The 17,136-nt window shown below is 65.5% G+C and carries 21 protein-coding genes; 19 read left to right on the plus strand and 2 right to left on the minus strand.

The features are described 5' to 3' along the window. The first annotated feature begins 5 nt into the window (after positions 1-5). The 8 genes from GA615_RS08710 to GA615_RS08745 all read left to right on the plus strand — a co-directional run bounded on the left by GA615_RS08710 (position 6) and on the right by GA615_RS08745 (position 6,331). Complete coding sequence (locus GA615_RS08710; protein ID WP_152050888.1) at positions 6-701, plus strand: endonuclease V; 696 nt, start codon at positions 6-8, stop codon at positions 699-701. Between the two features lie 118 nt (positions 702-819). Next, the gene (locus GA615_RS08715; protein ID WP_152050889.1) at positions 820-1,281 is read left to right on the plus strand and encodes a hypothetical protein; all 462 of its coding nucleotides are present in this window, start codon (positions 820-822) and stop codon (positions 1,279-1,281) included. A gap of 47 nt (positions 1,282-1,328) precedes the next feature. Beyond that, positions 1,329-2,216 (plus strand): ABC transporter permease, encoded by an 888-nt coding sequence (locus GA615_RS08720; RefSeq protein ID WP_152050890.1) that lies wholly within the window; start codon positions 1,329-1,331, stop codon positions 2,214-2,216. A 48-nt stretch (positions 2,217-2,264) separates the two neighbouring features. After that, entirely contained in the window at positions 2,265-3,551 is a 1,287-nt protein-coding gene (locus GA615_RS08725) for an MlaD family protein (RefSeq protein ID WP_152050891.1), read from the plus strand. Positions 3,552-3,774: 223 nt separating this feature from the next. Next, entirely contained in the window at positions 3,775-4,059 is a 285-nt protein-coding gene (locus GA615_RS08730; RefSeq protein WP_152050892.1) for a flagellar biosynthesis anti-sigma factor FlgM, read from the plus strand. 234 nt (positions 4,060-4,293) lie between these two features. Continuing rightward, a complete protein-coding gene (locus GA615_RS08735; RefSeq protein WP_235905237.1) occupies positions 4,294-4,797 on the plus strand; it encodes a Fur family transcriptional regulator in 504 nt (167 codons plus the stop codon). 80 nt (positions 4,798-4,877) lie between these two features. Next, on the plus strand, positions 4,878-5,174 hold the full coding sequence (locus tag GA615_RS08740; protein ID WP_152050894.1) for a putative quinol monooxygenase: 297 nt from the start codon (positions 4,878-4,880) through the stop codon (positions 5,172-5,174). A 5-nt stretch (positions 5,175-5,179) separates the two neighbouring features. Beyond that, positions 5,180-6,331, plus strand: coding sequence for an iron-containing alcohol dehydrogenase (locus GA615_RS08745; RefSeq protein ID WP_152050895.1), 1,152 nt, complete (start codon positions 5,180-5,182; stop codon positions 6,329-6,331). A 176-nt stretch (positions 6,332-6,507) separates the two neighbouring features. Here the strand turns inward: GA615_RS08745 and GA615_RS08750 are convergent, their stop codons facing one another. Further along, positions 6,508-7,167 (minus strand): MBL fold metallo-hydrolase, encoded by a 660-nt coding sequence (locus GA615_RS08750; RefSeq protein WP_152050896.1) that lies wholly within the window; start codon positions 7,165-7,167, stop codon positions 6,508-6,510. A 424-nt stretch (positions 7,168-7,591) separates the two neighbouring features. Here GA615_RS08750 and GA615_RS08755 point away from each other — a divergent pair, with 424 nt between their 5' ends. Then, the gene (locus GA615_RS08755) at positions 7,592-8,434 is read left to right on the plus strand and encodes a hypothetical protein (protein ID WP_161602236.1); all 843 of its coding nucleotides are present in this window, start codon (positions 7,592-7,594) and stop codon (positions 8,432-8,434) included. A gap of 44 nt (positions 8,435-8,478) precedes the next feature. Here the strand turns inward: GA615_RS08755 and GA615_RS08760 are convergent, their stop codons facing one another. Further along, positions 8,479-9,624, minus strand: coding sequence for a hypothetical protein (locus tag GA615_RS08760; RefSeq protein ID WP_152050898.1), 1,146 nt, complete (start codon positions 9,622-9,624; stop codon positions 8,479-8,481). A gap of 432 nt (positions 9,625-10,056) precedes the next feature. Here GA615_RS08760 and GA615_RS08765 point away from each other — a divergent pair, with 432 nt between their 5' ends. The 10 genes from GA615_RS08765 to GA615_RS08800 all read left to right on the plus strand — a co-directional run bounded on the left by GA615_RS08765 (position 10,057) and on the right by GA615_RS08800 (position 16,482). Beyond that, positions 10,057-10,704, plus strand: coding sequence for a hypothetical protein (locus GA615_RS08765; RefSeq protein WP_152050899.1), 648 nt, complete (start codon positions 10,057-10,059; stop codon positions 10,702-10,704). A gap of 61 nt (positions 10,705-10,765) precedes the next feature. After that, positions 10,766-10,912: a hypothetical protein gene (locus GA615_RS27400; protein WP_161602237.1), complete on the plus strand. Its 147-nt coding sequence runs from the start codon at positions 10,766-10,768 to the stop codon at positions 10,910-10,912. 129 nt (positions 10,913-11,041) lie between these two features. Next, entirely contained in the window at positions 11,042-11,299 is a 258-nt protein-coding gene (locus tag GA615_RS08770) for a hypothetical protein (RefSeq protein ID WP_152050900.1), read from the plus strand. 145 nt (positions 11,300-11,444) lie between these two features. Next, entirely contained in the window at positions 11,445-12,197 is a 753-nt protein-coding gene (locus GA615_RS27405; protein WP_161602238.1) for a restriction endonuclease, read from the plus strand. A 147-nt stretch (positions 12,198-12,344) separates the two neighbouring features. Continuing rightward, complete coding sequence (locus GA615_RS08780; protein WP_152050901.1) at positions 12,345-12,809, plus strand: hypothetical protein; 465 nt, start codon at positions 12,345-12,347, stop codon at positions 12,807-12,809. Between the two features lie 265 nt (positions 12,810-13,074). Next, on the plus strand, positions 13,075-13,233 hold the full coding sequence (locus tag GA615_RS27410; protein WP_161602239.1) for a hypothetical protein: 159 nt from the start codon (positions 13,075-13,077) through the stop codon (positions 13,231-13,233). Between the two features lie 257 nt (positions 13,234-13,490). Then, positions 13,491-13,751: a hypothetical protein gene (locus GA615_RS08785; protein ID WP_152050902.1), complete on the plus strand. Its 261-nt coding sequence runs from the start codon at positions 13,491-13,493 to the stop codon at positions 13,749-13,751. Between the two features lie 204 nt (positions 13,752-13,955). Then, positions 13,956-14,432: a DUF1569 domain-containing protein gene (locus GA615_RS28690; RefSeq protein WP_201750144.1), complete on the plus strand. Its 477-nt coding sequence runs from the start codon at positions 13,956-13,958 to the stop codon at positions 14,430-14,432. A gap of 277 nt (positions 14,433-14,709) precedes the next feature. Then, positions 14,710-15,822, plus strand: a complete 1,113-nt coding sequence (locus tag GA615_RS08795; protein WP_152050903.1) for a linear amide C-N hydrolase — start codon at positions 14,710-14,712, stop codon at positions 15,820-15,822. A 294-nt stretch (positions 15,823-16,116) separates the two neighbouring features. Then, positions 16,117-16,482: a hypothetical protein gene (locus GA615_RS08800; protein ID WP_152050904.1), complete on the plus strand. Its 366-nt coding sequence runs from the start codon at positions 16,117-16,119 to the stop codon at positions 16,480-16,482. The last annotated feature ends 654 nt before the right edge of the window (positions 16,483-17,136 follow it).

The following is a 17,136-nucleotide window of genomic DNA, read 5'->3' on the forward strand; positions in this document are numbered from 1 at the left end:
CACCGATGCCCCGAGAGCCGCTCCACCGCTGGGACCTTGCTCCCGACGAGGCCCGTGTCCTTCAGCGCGATCTGGCCGCCCGGCTCGACACGACGTCGCCGCTGGGTCCCTGTCGCCTGATCGGGGCAGCCGACGCCTCGTACAACCGAGGCGACGACCGCCTCTTCGCCGCCGTGGTCGTCATTGATGCCGAGACGGACGCGGTCGTGGAGCGAAGCGGCCTGATCGCAACCGCTCGTTATCCGTATGTCCCCGGCCTGCTCTCGTTCCGGGAGGCCCCTGCCGTGCTCGAGGCGTTCGATCGCCTGAGGAACCGTCCTGACGTCCTGATCTGCGACGGCCAGGGGATCGCCCACCCGAGACGCCTGGGCATTGCCTCGCACCTCGGCCTCTGGATCGACCTGCCGACCGTCGGGTGTGGCAAGTCTCGCCTGTGCGGCACCTTCGAGGCGCCCGGCCCGGAGCGGGGGGATCGATCGCCCTTGATCCATCTTGGGGAGACGATCGGCGTTGCCCTCCGCACGAAACGCCGGACGAACCCGGTCTTCGTCTCTCCGGGCCATCGTTGCGACCTCGACGGTGCCATCCGAATCGTCCTGGAAACAACCGGGAAATACCGCCTTTCGACCCCGATCCGGTTTGCCCATGCTTATGTGAACGAGCTGAGACGACAGGCCGGGGAGCGACCGGAAACCCCTTGAGGAGCCGGTTCGGCATGAGCCTCGGGTAGGCAACTCACGCGAAGGGTCGGCTCGCCAGCCCGACCGGCATTGCCCGATCCGGGGGCTTCGGGTAAGCTCCGCCCCGATCGCGCCAGGCGTGCCCCGATTGGGTCGCACGATCCGGGCCGAGTCTTCGGAAGGAACCGAGGAACCAAAGGCGGCTGGGATGAATGGCTGGCAACTCCGGATCGTGCTGGTGGTGATGACCTTCATCGCCCTGTTCTCGGGGTGTCGTTCCGGCGTTCGCGACTTCGCGGAGCTGAACGATCCGGCGCCGTTCGTCCGGGCCAGGGCGGCGGGACTGGACGATTCGGTGAGCGATGCCCAGGCGATTCCGGCCCTGATCGAGCACCTCAACGACGTGGACCCGGTCGTCCGTCTGTCAAGCCACGAGGCCCTCCGGCAGCGGACCGGCCAGGACTTCGGGTTCATCCCGTACGGGACTCCGGAGGATCGAGCCGCCGCCGCGGCCCGGTGGCGGTCGTGGTGGGCATCACAGGATGGTTCGACCTCGGATCGTCGGCGAGTGCCTCGGGCCGGGAACGCCCCTCGACGCTGATTGAGTAGCCACCCCGAGAACGACCCCCGGCCAGGGAGGGCCGGACCATGTCCGACCGCATCGCCGCCACGATCGAACCCGATCCCTTGCCGAGCGTGCTCGGGCCGATCCGGCCTATTGTCCACCTGCTGGCCTATGTCGGCGGCCTGGCACTCTGGCCGATCCGGGCCTTCTCTGCGATTGCCGAGCCGAGGCCGAGCGGCACCCTGTCGCTCCGCGCGGCCACGATGGCACAGCTCGACTGGCTGATCCTCGCCGGCTTGCCCATCGTCGGACTCGTGCACATCGGCATGGGCTCATTCTTGTCCATGCAAGCATACTTTGGCGCGACATTCGAGGCCGGGGTGGGTCCGGTGGTGGGTGTCGGCCTCATTCGCAACGGAGGCCCGTTGCTCTCGGGGTTCATCCTGGCCGGTTTGCTGGCGAGCCGGGCGACGGTCGAGCTGCGGACCCGGCCTCGGCCGGAGATCGACGCCGATCCCGGCTGGATTGCCGACCGGGACGTGACGCTGGGCCTCCGGGCCGACGAACGATCGGGGCCGAGCGACGCCCGGGCGACCCTGCCCCGGCTGCTCGCCGCGGCGTTGATGGGGCCGGTGCTGGCCGCCTGGGGCACGGCCGTCGGGACGTTCGTCGGCTATCGGATCGCCCACGTGATCCTGGGGATCCCGATCGAGACCCTCTTCCACACGTTCGCCGAGATGCTCTGGATGCGAGACGTGGTCGGCCTGGTGGTCAAGGGGGTCGCCTTCGGCTCGATCGCGGCCACGGTCGCCTGCTTCGAGGGGGCCCGGCGCGACGCGTTGCCGCCGCACCTGGCGGGCCTGCGGGCCTGCTGCCTGGCGATGGCCCTGATCCTCGCGGTCAACCTGTCGTGGTTCCTGTTCGTGTACCTGGCGGGGCCGGCGTTCGGCCCGACGGTCCTGCCGACCTGACGAGGGGACGGGCGATGCCCGCCCCGACACTTGGAGACGGAAACCCCCATGAGCCGCTCGACGATCCGAGACGCCCGCGTCGGCCTGGTCCTGGTGGCGGCGGCGGCCGGCCTGCTTGGCCTGGTCGTCGTGGCCGGAGGAGGGCCGGGCTACCTGGTGGCCGATCGCACCTCGATTGACGTCTTCTTCCGGGACGGCCAGGGGATCCGCCCCGGCCATCCGGTCCGGATCGCCGGCCTGGAGGCGGGCCGGGTGTCGGACGTGGACATCGTGGACCACGAGGGGGCCCTGCGCGCCCGGGTCCGCCTGTCGATCGCGCGGGACCTGGCAACCCGCCTGAAGCAGGACGCGGTGATCGTCATCGCGTCGAGCCTGACCGGCTCGTCGAGCGTCAATATCGCCTCGGTGGGAGAGTCGGGGGTGGCCTGGGTTCCGGGTCAGCCGATCGAGGGCATCGAGAGTTCCCTGTTCGATCCGTTGCTGGAACAGGTCGGGCTCGGTCCGGTCGAGCGTGACCACCTGAGCCATACGATCGGCCAGGTTCGGCGGACGATCGACGACATCTCGCCGAGGCTCCAGAAGACGCTCGCCGCCTTCCAGCAGGCGGCCGACGACGTTCAGCACGCGACCGAGATTGCCGGGCCGGCCGTGGCCGGAGCTTCGGGCAAACTCGACGCCATGACCGAACGGATCGAGGCCCTGCTCGCGCAGGCGGTCACCCTGATCGACGAACTGGAAGGAGCCGTCGTCGAGAATCGGGAGGGGATCGCCGAGACGGTGGACAACGTCCGGCACCTCTCGGCCAAATCGAACGTGATGCTCCAGCAGTACGGGCCGAAGCTCGGAGAACTGGCCGAGAACCTCGACGAGACCCGGATGCGGGCCGATCGGGTCCTGTATCAGGCCGACATCTCGCTGGGGAACATCTCGGGCATCCTGGTCAACAACCGGGCGAACATCGAGCGGACCATCGGGAACGTGCGGGACATTACCGACTCGGGGCGGATGACAGTTGAGAAGATCCGGGCGAATCCGCTCTTGATCAGCCCCCTGTACAAGCCGGGCCGAGACGCCGAGATCGCCCTGGCGAACTTCGACACGGCCAACGTCGTGCTGAAGGCGGCCAGCGAGTTCAACGACGCGGTCAAGCACCTCCAGGCCCTGCGGACGCAGATGCAGACCCCCCAGCAACAGCAGGCGGTCGACCAGATGCTCCAGCGAGCCTCGGCGATCAACGCCCAGCTCGAACCGATGATGCGAGGACTGGCCCAGGGCATCCAGGCCCAGCCGCAACCGGATCGAAGCCGAGGGGGCGGTCTGATGAATCGGGAGTAAACGTCTGAATCGATCCCGGGATTTTCGCATTTTCGGTTAAATTCGTTCCAGCTTCCGGCCGATCTAAGTGACAGACGAAATGATTGTGATGGTCCTCAAGCCCTCGACCGCGGCCTTGCCCTCACGAGGGGGGCGGGGGGTCGAGATCGCCGGGCCAGAACTTCGAGGCCGAGCCGGAATCGATCGGCAGGGTCTCTCCCAGGTGCAAAAGGAGACGCAAACCATGGAAATCCACGGCGCCGGCGGCCCCCAGGGCCCGCAACCGATCTACCCCCGACTGGCCTCCTTCAGCGTCGAATCCACGGCCAACGCCCCGGCCGCCGCGCCGAAGGATCAGGTCGAGATCTCGCAACTCGGGCTGGTGCTCGACGGCATTCATAGCCTGCCGGAAATCCGCCACGAGAAGGTCGAGGCCATCCGTCAGCAGATCGCCGAGGGGACCTACGAGACCCCCGAGAAGCTGGAGCGAGCCCTCGATAACCTGCTCTCCGAGCTCTCCGGATTCTGACCGAGACGACCCCCGCGGTCGTGACGACCTGGGTCTGACCCCGGGCTGGAGCCACCAGCCCGGGTCGACCCGAGGGCATCGCTGGATCCACGTCCCTGAGGATCGAACGCCCTGAGGTGGGTTCCCCTGGCCGCGATTGGTGGAAGGCGCTATAATCGAGAATTGTTCTCGATTCCGAGCCGAAACCACCTGGTCCACGGTCGATCGCCACGTCCCGAGAACCGCCTCACAGGAATGAGCATCGTGACGCCACCTGCCGACCTCGAACCGCTCCAGGTTAAAGAAAGCCCTGAGGAGAAGTTCCGCGAGTTTCTGGAAATTCGGGGCGAGAAACTGACGGAGCCGAGGCGGATTCTGGTCAACCATATCTTCAATTCCCACAAGCATTTCGACGCGGACGAACTGGTCGCTGATCTGCGTGAGGCTGGTCGTCGGGTCAGTCGATCGACCGTCTACCGGACGCTCCGCCTGATGGTCGAGGCCGGCTTGCTTCGGGAGCTTCGGCTGACCAATCGGTCGGCCTACGAGCACAACTACGGCTATCCGTCCCACGACCACATGCACTGCACCGAGTGCGGGGCGATTGTCGAGTTCCGCAACGACGAGATCCGGCGCATCCGAGACGTGATCGCCGAGCAATTTGGCTTCCGGGCTGAGAATCACAAGTTTGTCATCACGGGTCAGTGCCCCGATTGCTTGAAGGCTCGCAGCCGCAGGCGGAAGCTCGATCAGATCTGAGGGACACCCCCAGAACTGGGGCTTAGACCGCCGTGGTGGTGCCTTGGTCTTAATGGTCCCGATCGATCCGAGAACTCCCCATGTTGATTGTCCATGTGCACATCCAGGTGAAGCCCGATCAGGTTGAGGCGTTCAAGGCGGCCTCGGTGGAGAATGCGAGGAACAGCCGGCAAGAGCCGGGAGTGGCGCGGTTCGACGTGTTTCAGCAGCAGGATGATCCGACCCGGTTCCTGCTGGTCGAGATCTACCGGACGCCAGACGCTCCGGCGGCACACAAGCAGACGGCTCACTACCAGAAGTGGGCCGAGACGGTCGCAGACATGATGGCGGTGCCGCGGTTCAGCGTGAAGTTCGACGCGGTCGATGCCGAGGCGTAACGCTTATGATCTTCGAGTTTGCCACGGCCGGACGCATCCTTTTTGGGTCGGGGAAGGCTGCGATGCTCCCCCGCCTGGCCCGCGACCTCGGCCACCGGGCCCTCGTGGTGCTGGGAGGCTCCGAGCGGGGACGTGAAGGGCTGTCGGCGGGCTTGGCGGAGGTCGGCATCGCGTCGGTGGTGGTCGCGGTCAGCGCAGAACCGACCACGCATCAGGTGGACGAGGCGACCCGACTCGCCCGAGCGGAAGGGTGCGACCTGGTGATCGCCCAGGGGGGTGGCAGTGTCCTCGACCTCGGGAAGGCGGTGGCGGGCTTGCTCGGCAATCCGGGAGCCGTGCTCGATTACCTGGAACTGGTCGGCAAGGGCCAGCCGTTGGAGAAGCCCGGTGTGCCCTTCATCGCCGTGCCCACCACGGCGGGGACGGGAACCGAGGTCACTCGGAACGCGGTGCTCGACGTGCCCGAACATCGGGTGAAGGCGAGTCTGCGGAGCCCTCACCTGCTGGCTCGGCTGGCGATCATCGACCCCGAGCTGACCGTCTCGATGCCCCCGCACGTCACCGCCTTCACCGGCATGGATGCCCTGACGCAACTGATCGAGCCGTTTGTCAGCAACGCGGCCAACCCGATCACCGACGGCATCTGCCGTGAGGGGCTCGTCCGGGGGGCGCGATCGCTGACCCGAGCCTTTGAGGATGGTTCGGACCTCGCCGCCCGAGAGGACATGGCGCTGGCGGCCCTTTGTGGAGGGATCGCCCTGGCCAATGCTCGCCTGGGGGCAGTTCACGGCTTCGCGGGAGTGCTGGGCGGAGCCACCGGCCACGCCCACGGCGCGATCTGCGCAAGGCTGTTGCCGATCGTCATGGAAACCAACCTCCGAGCGATCGAGGATCGAGGCGACCCGGCGATTCTCGATCGTTACACGGAGGTGGCTCGCATCCTGACGGGCGATCCAGGGGCGAAGGCAATCGACGGCGTGGCCTGGGTTCAAGCCCGATGCGATGCGTTCCAGATCCCGAATCTCGGCGCGGCGGGGCTGTCGCGTGAGATGTTCGACACCATCATCCCGGTCGCTCAGCGGGCCAGCAGCATGAAGGGGAATCCGGTGGCGCTAACCGACGCGGAACTCCTCGCCATTCTCGACGCAGCGCTGTGAGGCTTCACCGTTGCCCGGCCGATCGGCCCGCGAGCGGTGCGAACTGCCGAGCGTGACAAGGGGTTCGAGCGTCATCGCGGAAGGACTCCGAGGGAAGCGGTTCGCGGCGAGGCGAAGGCGGTGCTCGGGGTCCTCCCACGCCTTCGGTTGTGATCCCGAAGGAGAATCGGACAAGGCTATCGGGCCGAGTCGAGGACGACGATCCGACGCGGCCCGAGGGTCGAGGGATCGACCGTGATCGACGAGGCACCGGGGCGATCGACGGGCCAGTCGGGCAAGGCGTCCAGGAAGCGCTCGACGGGCTGGATCTTCAGGTTGATCTTCGGGGTCAGGTAGTGCATCGGGAGGATGAGCCGGGGGGCGAGGGCCTCGACCAGGGGGGGGATGAGTGGGAAGTCGATCGTCGGCGGGCCTCCGGCGGGGAACAGGAGGATGTCGGGCTGGCCGAGTCGGGCCAGTTCGTCGGGGCTGAGGGCATGGCCAAGGTCGCCGAGGAAGGCGATGTGCAGGCCTTCGGCGCGGAAGTGGAGGATGGTGACCTCGTCGCCGGGGAGCTTCTCCGGGGTCTCGAAGACGGGGAGGGCCTCGAAGCGGATGCCACGGGCCTCGACCCCTTCCGAGGGGAACTCGGTGCCCAGGAGGTACTGGAACGGGGGGACGATCTCCGAGAGCCCGCTGTGGTACTTCGCGTTCTCGTGGCTGGCCACGACGAAATCGGCCGGGTCGGCGATCGGGGCGTAGGAGCCGGCGTCGGCCGAGGTGTAAGGGTCGAGGATGATCCGAGTCCCCTCGGTATCGATCAGGAAGGCGGCGTGTCCGTACCAAAGGATGCGCATCGTTCGGGCTCCCGAGCGGGGTCTGAGGATCGCCTGTCCGGAAGGAATCGGGCGAGATTGATGGCGGTAGCGTACCCGGAGGATCGGCCCCCGTCACGCTTGGGGGGGGCAACGACGGAGCGCGGGGGCAGGAGAAGCGAGCGAGCATTCGGGGCGTTCCCTGCGCGTTCGGGCGTCCGCTCCGGGAGCCAAGATGCCGGGGCTGGGAGGGTCGGCTCCGATCGGGTACAACGGTTCGAGGATGTCGGGAGACGAGGACCGACCTCGGCCGCGGTTCCTGGTGAACCAGGAGGAGGACCCCGTCGATCGGGGGAATCGGATTGGGGATGAGCGGGAAGCCGCCCGGGACCTGGAACGGCGGCAGCAAGGACGGGCTGAGGTCGGCCGGGCCGGAGTCGAACTGAGCCAAGGGAGGATGCAAGCCATGTCGGAGTCCTCGTCATCACCCCCTCCGGAGAACGGCAAGCCAGCCTTGCCCAGCCTGCCGGTCGTGACGCTCGAACCGTGGGAGCAGCGGTCGAACCTGGAGAAGTATGGGGCCTTCTGGTACCTGGCGCTGGGGGGGCTGGTGATCCTGGCGGGATTGATCCTCTGGTTCGGCTGGGGGGTCTGGTCGCTCCGAGAGGTCTGGCGGGATGTGTACGTCCTGCACGACCCGAACCGAGGGGTGGTCGAGCGGGTCAACGCGGCCGACCGCCTGGCGAGGAACCCGGAGACGACCGAGCGGCAACGGTACGACATCGCCATCCGACGCGACCTGCCCGACCTGGCCCGCTACCTGATCGCCGAGTCGTTGACCGCCGAGGCCGCCACCGGCGACCCAAGAGCCTATGCGATGGCCGTGGCTCGGAGCGAGGGGGACGGCTGGCCCGCTTGGTTCCGGCTGCTGATGCTCCGCCCGCTGGCATACGGATCGGGGGCAGGGGAAGCGATTGAGCCGGTGCCCCTCCGCGAACTGAGCGAGCATGACGACCCGGTGATTCGCCTCTGGGCTCTGTACACGCTGGCCGAGGCGTCTCGCTACAACCGCAATGAAGCAAACCAGTTACGGGATGCCGCTAACCAGGAATCTCCCGAGGCCGGGCTGGCCGCGGTACTGGTGCAGGCGCTCGATGCCGAGACGGACGCCGAGCGGATCGACCGGCTCGACGAGGCGACGCGGTGGGTCCGGAGGCATCATCCGGGGGCCCTGGCCGTCTGGTTCGGCTGGGATCGGTTCGAGGGGGAACTGGTGCGCGTGCCGGTCGAGGTCGAGGCGAGGGAATGATTGGCTTTGTTTGGTCTTCCTTGTTGTAAACCGAGCGAACCGGCTCAGCCGGGGTGGCGACGTTTCCAGGCTTTGAAGGCCCGGCGCTCGCGGCGGTTGGCGGGCCTGGGGAGGCTCGGGTGGGTGGATCGATCGGCTTGAGCGTCGGCAGCGGCGGAGCCGGAAGGGGATGAAGGCCGGAGCGCGTCGGGTCGGGAGCGGTCGGGCCGCTTCGGCGGGGGAATCGGTTGTTGCCGCGCCGAGGGACCCGTGACCGGGGCCGGAGCCTGGGGCGACAGCTCGGGCTGGGGAGGTCGGCAAGAGGTCGGCGCCTCGGGCGGGCAGGGGAGATCGGCGGGGGAGTTCGGCCCGGCCTGGGGAGATGGGGAAGCCGGGACCGGGTCGGCGGGATGCGGCCCCTGGAGGCGCCGGAGATCGGCCTCGGCCTGGCGGAGGCGGCGGAGGACCTGATTTTCGTAGCGGTCGAGGAGGCGGACGGCGACCGAATCGTCGTTCAATCCGGCCTGAGCGTCGATCCGGGCGCGCTCGTCGCGGTCGATCAGGTACGAGTCGAGCCGGTGTTGCAGGTCGGTTCGGGTGTCGGCGAGGAGGGAGGCCACCGCCTGACGCTCGTCGGAACCGGTTCCGACCAATCGAGATCGGGCGTCGTTTCGGTCGGAGGCCGGGACGCCGAGCAGGTCGAGCAGGTGGGACAGATCCGCATCGCTCAGGTCGCCGGAGGTGCGGTCGAGGCGGTCGGCGAGGTCGTCCCAGCGGTCGAGGAGCCAGAGGACGCCGTGCCGGCTCTGGAGGAGGGTTGGCTGGATGACCTCGGGGTGGTCGGCGAGGGACAGACCGAGGTGTTCGACATCGAGGGCGCGGTCATCGTCCCAGGATTCGGCGGCCCGCTGGGCGAGTTCGTCGCGGAGGGCCACGGCGCGATGGACGCAACCATCGGCCCGGACCGATTCGATGACGATCCGCTCGAACCGCCAGAGCTGGGCGGGGCTGTCGGGGCGATACTGCGTGATCCAGTGCCGCTTGCGTTCCTCGATGGCCGCGGTCATCTCGTCGGTGAGGACGACGCCGTGACCGGCCAGGCCGTGCTTCAGGGCGTTGCGGGCGACCTTGGCTTTTCCGGCCTCGGTCTTCGGGCCGGTCGATTTCTGGGCGTTGCGGCGGTTGGCTTCGATCTGGCGAAGGCTGGGCATGATTGGGAACTCCGGCTCGGGTGACGTTCACAGGTGCATCACTCGGGACCGCAACGCGATGACCGCGCACGATCTCCGTTGACATTACCATCGTGTCAGAGCCGGTTTTTGGTCATACGAAATCGCACAATGAACCCGAATTCCTGACCGCCAAGCCTGTTCGGTGTCGAGGGCGTCGACTCGGAACCAGCCGCAAGGACGGGACAGGAGGCCGACGATCCGGCCGACGTGGCGTCGAGGCGAGTCCGCCGATGCCCCGATGGTCCCACCGTGGAAGCCCGAGAATTTCCTTGCAATCTCCGGCGATTGCCGAGACATTGACCATGAGACGAGCATTCAGTCGTGTTGTACCACGAATATTCGGACGTCGGTCTGTCGCAAATGCGATGAATCGTACGCCGAAACAAGGTTAGGCGGCGGAGGCGGTGACGCATGGCGAAGCCGTGGAAGGTCGCGTTGGCCTGCCTCGTCGTCGCCCTCCTCGGCCTGACGTTCCTACTGTTCGACTACGGCTCCCACTGGGTCGGGCACACCGACTTGCGGGCTGTCTTCGTCGTCACGGATGCAGACAGCGGTCGGCCGGTGCCGTCGGCGGCAATCGAGTTCCGCTCGGAAGGCGGCGGGTTCTGCGCCGAGGACCGCGAAGCATCGCTCTACTCGCGGCAGGCCGATGCGTCCGGCAAGCTCGTGAGAGAATGGTCCGACTGCATGTGTTTCGGGACCAAGAGCCTGAGGAAGGACACATTCGCCGTTCACCTCCCTTGGCTCTGGTTTCGAGCCTCGGCGCCCGGCTATGTCGCAAGCGAGTGGGCCTACCTCGACGGTCAGCCGTATCATCGTGCGCTGAAACGCGGAAAGGGGCTCGCGACCTTGCATGTCAAGCTCTCCCTGCGGCGGACGCCGCCTAACCTCGCGCTGCAGCGGACCCGGCCCGCCGCGCAGGTTCCTGGTAACATCAAGGCTATCCCTCGGCGGGCCGGTCCGCTGAGCTTGGTCGTTAGGCGGCGTCGGCAGAATGACTGTCTACGGCCCGGAGTTCTTCTGCGACGGCTTGGCGGTTGGCCTCTTCCTCGGGGCTGAGGGTGCTCGTTCCCCGGGGAGCCATACCTACGAGCCGTATCGCGGGCCGGGCCACTACGAGATGCAATCGCTCCTTCGCGTCGGCGGTTCGCCACGTTGCTACTACGAGGCCGAGGGCCGTCGCGTATTCTTCACCGTCGGGAGCTGTCCCGAGTATGGTGTCCTTGAGCTGCGTGACTTCGAGAGTACGCCGCTGGGGACCGCCTAACCTCGCGCTGCAGCGGACCCGGCCCGCCGCGGCGGCTTCTTGGTATCATCAAGGCTGTACTCGGCGGGCCGGTCCGCTGAGCTTGGGCGTTAGGCGGCGGGGGCTGACACTGTGGGCGAGAACTCCTCGATGGACCGGAAGGACCTTGCGACAGCGGTGCATCTCGCGTCCGCCACCATCTCTTCGGCAATCTTCCTGGCGACGGGGGCGCTCCTGTTCGCCGCGTGCCTGAATGCCTCCGTCGGAGGGCGAGCCGTCGGCGAGGACAACGAGATTCGCGCCATGGTCTTTGGCTTCATCACACTCATCAACGCGGTCTTGTTCACCATCTGGGGCCTGGTCGGGATGCGGAAGGCAATCCGGGGGTACAAGGCCCTGGGCCGATGACCGCGGATCGGTTCCGCCTAACCTCGCGCTGCAGCGGACCCGGCCCGCCAGGCGGGTTTCTCGTCAGTCGTAACACACCCTCGGCGGGCCGGTCCGCTGAGCTTGGGCGTTAGGCGGAATCGAGCAAACGAAGAGTGAACCGTAGATGGCTACGTCGGGACTGGACACCACGATCAAGGCCATAGCCGAAGCGTTGCCATACAGGCAAAAGCATATTTTTTTGCTTCGCACTGGGTATGGTGATGGTTACTGGTACACAACCGAAGAAGTTGCGCGAATCTTCAAGGTCAGCCCCTCGACAGTTAGCCGTGAATACAATAAAGCCAGAAAGGCAGTTCTTGAAGAACTTCAGAAGCGGGATTTAGCGGACAACACGCCAAGGATTGACGTCACAGAGGTCGTCGAACAGGCGAAAGAGCTTACTCCATATTTGATCTCACACTTGAAAGAGCACGCGGAAGATCTGCGTAAAATTCCTTGGCAGATTTTCGAGCATTTGGTTGCTGAATTTTTTGCCAGTTGGGGATACGAAGGCGTCCAAATTGTCGGCCGAAACTCTGAAACGGCGGCAGACATCATCGCCCTGCAGAAAGTCGATAAATTGGGAATCACCCTCAGGTATTTCGTTGAAGTTAAAAGGTGGAAAGACAATGTGGGCGTGGAAGTAATTGATCGAGTCATCGGCGCAATTTCCGCAGAAAGGCAGAAGTACGGCTGGCATGTTGGTATGATTGTTACAATTGCAGAGTTTTCAGAAATGAAAAAGTACAACAAATCGGAGTTGAGCATGCTGGGGATCGAACTCAAGAATGGAGGAGATGTCCGAGGCTGGCTGAATGACTACAAGTTCAATAATAAAGGCTTATGGCTGCCCGACCCACTTATTAAGCAGTCCTAGCAAGTGCTGGAACGGTCGAGGTGAGAGAAACGCCTAACCTTGCGCTGCAGCGGACCCGGCCCGCCGCGACGGTTTCTGTTCTGTTCATCGCTCATCGGGCGGCCGGGTCCGCTGAGCTTGGTCGTTAGGCGGCGGAGGGGCGGAGCAATGCGGCGAGGCGAGCCGATCAGCGGACGTCATCGCATCCGTCCGGCGTTCACGATCCGCCAGCTGATGGGGCTCGTCGTCTATGCCGCCGTCGCCTGCGCCTGCGCCGTGCCGGCCGTGCGCCTCTGGGAGTATGGCATCGTCGACCCCTCCTTCCTGGGAGCCCTGGTGCCGCCGGTCATCGCGCTGGGTTGGGCCGCGACTTCGATGCTCCTCGTCCGCCGCGGCCGCGGGCGAACCCGGCTGGTCGCGTCGCTCCTCCTCTTCGCCGTCTCGGTCGGCCTGATCTGCACCCTGCAGGTGCTCCGGCCCCCGGTGGGCGCGGCCCTGGCGGGTCGGCCTGTGCCTGCGGGCGACGCGTGGGGCATCGCCCTCATGGGGGTCGTGCTCAGCGCCCTGCTCGGCCTCTTCGCCGCGCTCGGCCGCCTGCTCATGCGAACGTCGCGACGCAGCCAGTCCGCCTAACCTCGCGCTGCAGCGGACCCGGCCCGCCGCGGAGGTTTCTGGTAACATGAAGTTTGTCCTCGGCGGGCCGGTCCGCTGAGCTTGGTCGTTAGGCGGCAATCGGGGGAGATCGATGCGTCCTTGTCCGGCCTGCGGCACTCCGCTCGAAAACAACTCGACGGGATGCCCAAGCTGTGGCCACGCGATTGCCCGCGCCCGAGCGGACATCGCGGCCGCCGGAGCAACCCCCGAGCCGACATCATCGGAGTCCGAGATCGTCGGTAGGATGTTCCTCCTGCGGGTCGCGATCATCGCGCTCGCGGCATTGGCGGGTGGGGCCGCCGGATTCCTCTGGGGTGGCCCGCTGCTCGGGATCGTGGGCGCTGCTGTCGCGGGCCTCGGGGTTTTCATAATCACCGGCTTCATGGAGGGGTTCTTGGGCTGAGGCCGGGCGTGTAGGGCGTCGCGACGCATCCTACCCGGATGCGCCGCCTAACCTCGCGCTGCAGCGGACCCGGCCCGCCGCGGCGCTCGCCGGTCAATCGTGGCTTACCCTCGGCGGTCCGGTCCGCTGAGCTTGGTCGTTAGGCGGTGGAAGGTTCAATATCCGGTCGATTCTGACGAATAGCCGAGGAACAGTCTTGTTCCGCGGCGGGGTAACCCACCGCGTTGGCCCGATGGGTGCATGAGGGGAGTGCCGGCATGAAACGAAATCAGATCTTCTTCTCGCTTTGCTTGTTCAATTCCGCCGTGATGATCGCAGCAATCATGTTCCTGCCTCGGCGAACCGGCTTCGGCTTCAATTACACCAGCGAGTTCGAGGGAGCGATCAAGCACTTCTTCTACTCGGTCCCGTGGATTGAGGTCTTGGGCATTTCCGTCATCTCGGCGTTGATCACCGCTGCCATTTACCTGTTCGCGGCGGGTGTTCGTGGCAGGAAGCCCGATTCGCTTGAGTTCTGAGGGTGCGTCAGGTAAGTGTTGCCGGTTAAGGTCGTCATGGCCCGGCCTATCCGACCTCACCGGAATCCCGCCTAACCTCGCGCTGCAGCGGACCCGGCTCGCCGCGGCGCTTCTTGGTCGTTCGGATGGCTTCCCTCGGCGGGCCGGTCCGCTGAGCTTGGTCGTTAGGCGGCTCGATTCGACCTAATAAATAATGGAGACATCTTGCGTCGCAAACTGGAATTTGGGGACCTGGATGCTGTGGTCGACGAATGCCGCCGCCTCTTGCGTTCGGGATATACTCGCCACGGCAACTGGTCGCTCGGACAAATCTGCAATCATATTGGGGCGACAATCGATGCAAGCGTCGACGGGTATCCGGCGTGGTCGGTGGTGCTCGGCTACCCCCTTCGTCCGTTTCTTCGCGGGTTTCTTTTACCTCGATTGATCCGGGGTGATTCACCCGCTGGGATTCGTACGGCTTCACGTTTTGTGCCCCCTTCCGACGTGTGTGACGCCGGTGAGTTCGAGGCTCTGCAGAAAAGCATCACTCGGTTCCGCGAGAGCACTGAGGCACTTATGCCTCATCCCGGTTTTGGTGCAATGTCGAAGGAATCGTTCGAGAGATTTCACGCCATGCATGCAGCACATCATTTAAGTTTCCTTGGCGATGCGAGAGGTCAAACAACGGGTCCCGGATAAGAGTTCGTTGCCCCGGAGCCGCGAAACGTGGCCGGGAGGCAGTGGTAGCCGTCTTCCGGGTGACTGTGGCGGCCTGCCCGCCGGTGCGTCGGTCCTGTAGAAGGCACTGGCCGGCGAGGGGGAAGCGATACCCGTTCAGGAAAGCTGCCTAACCTCGCACTGCAACGGACCCGGCCCGCCGCGGCGGCTTCCGATAACATCAAGGTCACCCTCGGCGGGCCGGTCCGCTGAGCTTGGTCGTTAGGCGTCCATGACACACCCACTGAAGTCCCATCCCATGATCTTCCATAGAATCACCCTGATCGCATTCGCTGCAAGTCTTGTGGCTGTGCTGGCGGCGCGCGAGGTCATCGCGTGCACCGGCATTACCCTCAAAGCCCGGGACGGCGCGGTGGTATACGGCCGGACGATGGAGTGGGGATCGTTCGATCTCAACTCGCAAGTGGTGATCTACCCCCGCGGGTACAAGTTCACGGCCCACACTCCCGACAAGAAGCCCGGCATGGCCTGGCAAGGGCCGTACGGGTTCGTCGGGCTCGACGGACTGGACGCGGAGGTTACCCTTGACGGCATGAACGAAAGGGGGCTCGCCGTCGGCGGGTTCTACCACCCCGGCTTCGCCGAGTATCAGAAGTACGATCCGGAAAAGGCCGGCCAAAGCATGGGCCCCGGCGATGTCATCGCGTATCTGCTTTCGACCTGTGCCACGGTCGACGAAGCCCGCGTCGCCATCAGCAAAGTCTACGTTACGCCCGTCATCGCGCCAGTGATCGCCATCCCCCCGCCAGCTCACTTCATCGTCGTCGAGCCCGGAGGCAAGGCAATCGTCATCGAGTATCTCAAAGGTGAGCTGGTGATCTTCGATGCGCCGCTGGGCGTGATCACCAACTCGCCGAGCTACGACTGGCACGAGACCAACCTGCGGAACTACCTGAACCTCTCGGCCGTCGCGCTGCCGAGCAAGAAGCTCGAGGACATGAACTTCGCACCATTGGGCGGCGGAAGCGGCATGATCGGCCTGCCGGGCGATTTCACGCCGCCCTCGCGGTTCGTTCGTGCCGTGGCGTTCACGCAATCGGCCCGAAAGACCGCGGACGGGCCGGAGACCGTGTACGAGTTGTTCCGCATCCTCGACAACTTCAACGTCCCGCTCGGCGCGGCCGAGGGCGAAGGCGAGGCCACGACCAGAGGAATGCGCAGCTCCACTCTTTGGACGACGGGCTGGGATACCAAGAACAAGGCGCTCTACTACCACACGCAAAACAATCGTCGGGTACGCAAGGTCGATCTCACGGAGCTCAACTTTGCCGAGGGCCGCGAGAAGATCCGATTCCCGCTCGACAAAGAGAAGGTGCAGGACATCGAAGACGTCACGCCCGCGAGCAAGTGACGGGCGAGTGGCCGGGGCAAAGAAAGTCTGCGAGTGTGCCCCGGACTTCCAGTGAGATAGCCGCCGCCTAACCTCGCGCTACAGCGGACCAGGCCCGCGGCGGCGGTTGCTGGTCACTCGGACGGTTACTCTCGGCGGGCCGGTCCGCTGAGCCTGGGCGTTCGACGGGTGCCCCGGTTGTCGACTCGGGATTCGCATAAGATCTCAGGTGGTTGTGTTCTGGCCGAATCAGCCTTCCCCACGCCAGGAGCGCCCTCCCGGTGAGACTCGGCGATCCTCTGATCGGATGGGATTATGGACAATTCGTCGCTCGTCAATGTGGCTGGTTTCCTCGGGTTTTTTCTCGGCATCCCTGCCGGAATCGTCGCTGGTTGTTATCGCATCCGCACGAGGGGACTCTGGGGCTTCATCGCGTTGTGCTTCGCGCTTAGCATTGCGCTGGATCGCACTGGTCTGGCGCCCCTGTTTTCCTCCGCGTTTGCCGCGACGATCTGGTTTGCCCTCGCGACTGAAATAACTCGTTCGATCGGTCGCTTGTTCCGCCGGCTGGGAGGTCGGCGTTCGTATGACTCGGGATCGGGCCCGGTGTCGAGCCAGCAGACACCGAATCCGCAGCATGAGGCCAACCCGTGGGTTGCCCCGAGTGGCCGCGACCCTTGAGAGAACGCCGGGGGGTCGAAGTCGAAACCTCCTTCCTAGTCTCCCCGAGCGAAGGCGCCTCACCTCGCGCTGCAGCGGACCCGGCCGCCGGGAGAAACCGATCGAGTGACCAGGATGCGTCGCGGCGGCCGGGTCCGCTGAGCTTGGTCGACGATGCAGCCGGGGATGGGTCAAGCGGGAGGCGGACGTTATTGGTGGCAGTGGCTCAGCTCCTTCGCAGGGGGCAGTCGCATCAAGGTTCGCCGTTTGATGCATTCGACTCTCCGAGGTCTCGACCCGGGGGTCGGCCTCATTCCTCCGATTCGGCCCGCCGCTGATTCGTGAGGTCGCTCTCGTCGTGTCGCTCAGGCGGCGGCACGCGCCGGGCAGACAAAGCTTCGAGCTGACGGGCACGGGTCCTCAGGCGAGTCTTGGGCGACGCGCGCGGCGTCGGTGGTTCGGGCGGGTGGGGGCCAAGCGCAGCGGGCCCCGGTGTCGGAGGCCGTTTCATCCGGGGCACGCTCGAAGACTCGCTTTGCCCCGGCCACCCGTCGCGTTCCTCCGAAGACTCGCTTGCGGGCCTTCAGTCATTTCGGGATGATCGGGACGGAGGGTGGTTTGATGCGGACGGATTGACGTGTATAAATACGGAATTTCGTCCGTCTCCTTCAAGAT

Origin of the sequence: Tautonia marina (genome assembly GCF_009177065.1) — a bacterium.
Taxonomy (GTDB): domain Bacteria; phylum Planctomycetota; class Planctomycetia; order Isosphaerales; family Isosphaeraceae; genus Tautonia; species Tautonia marina.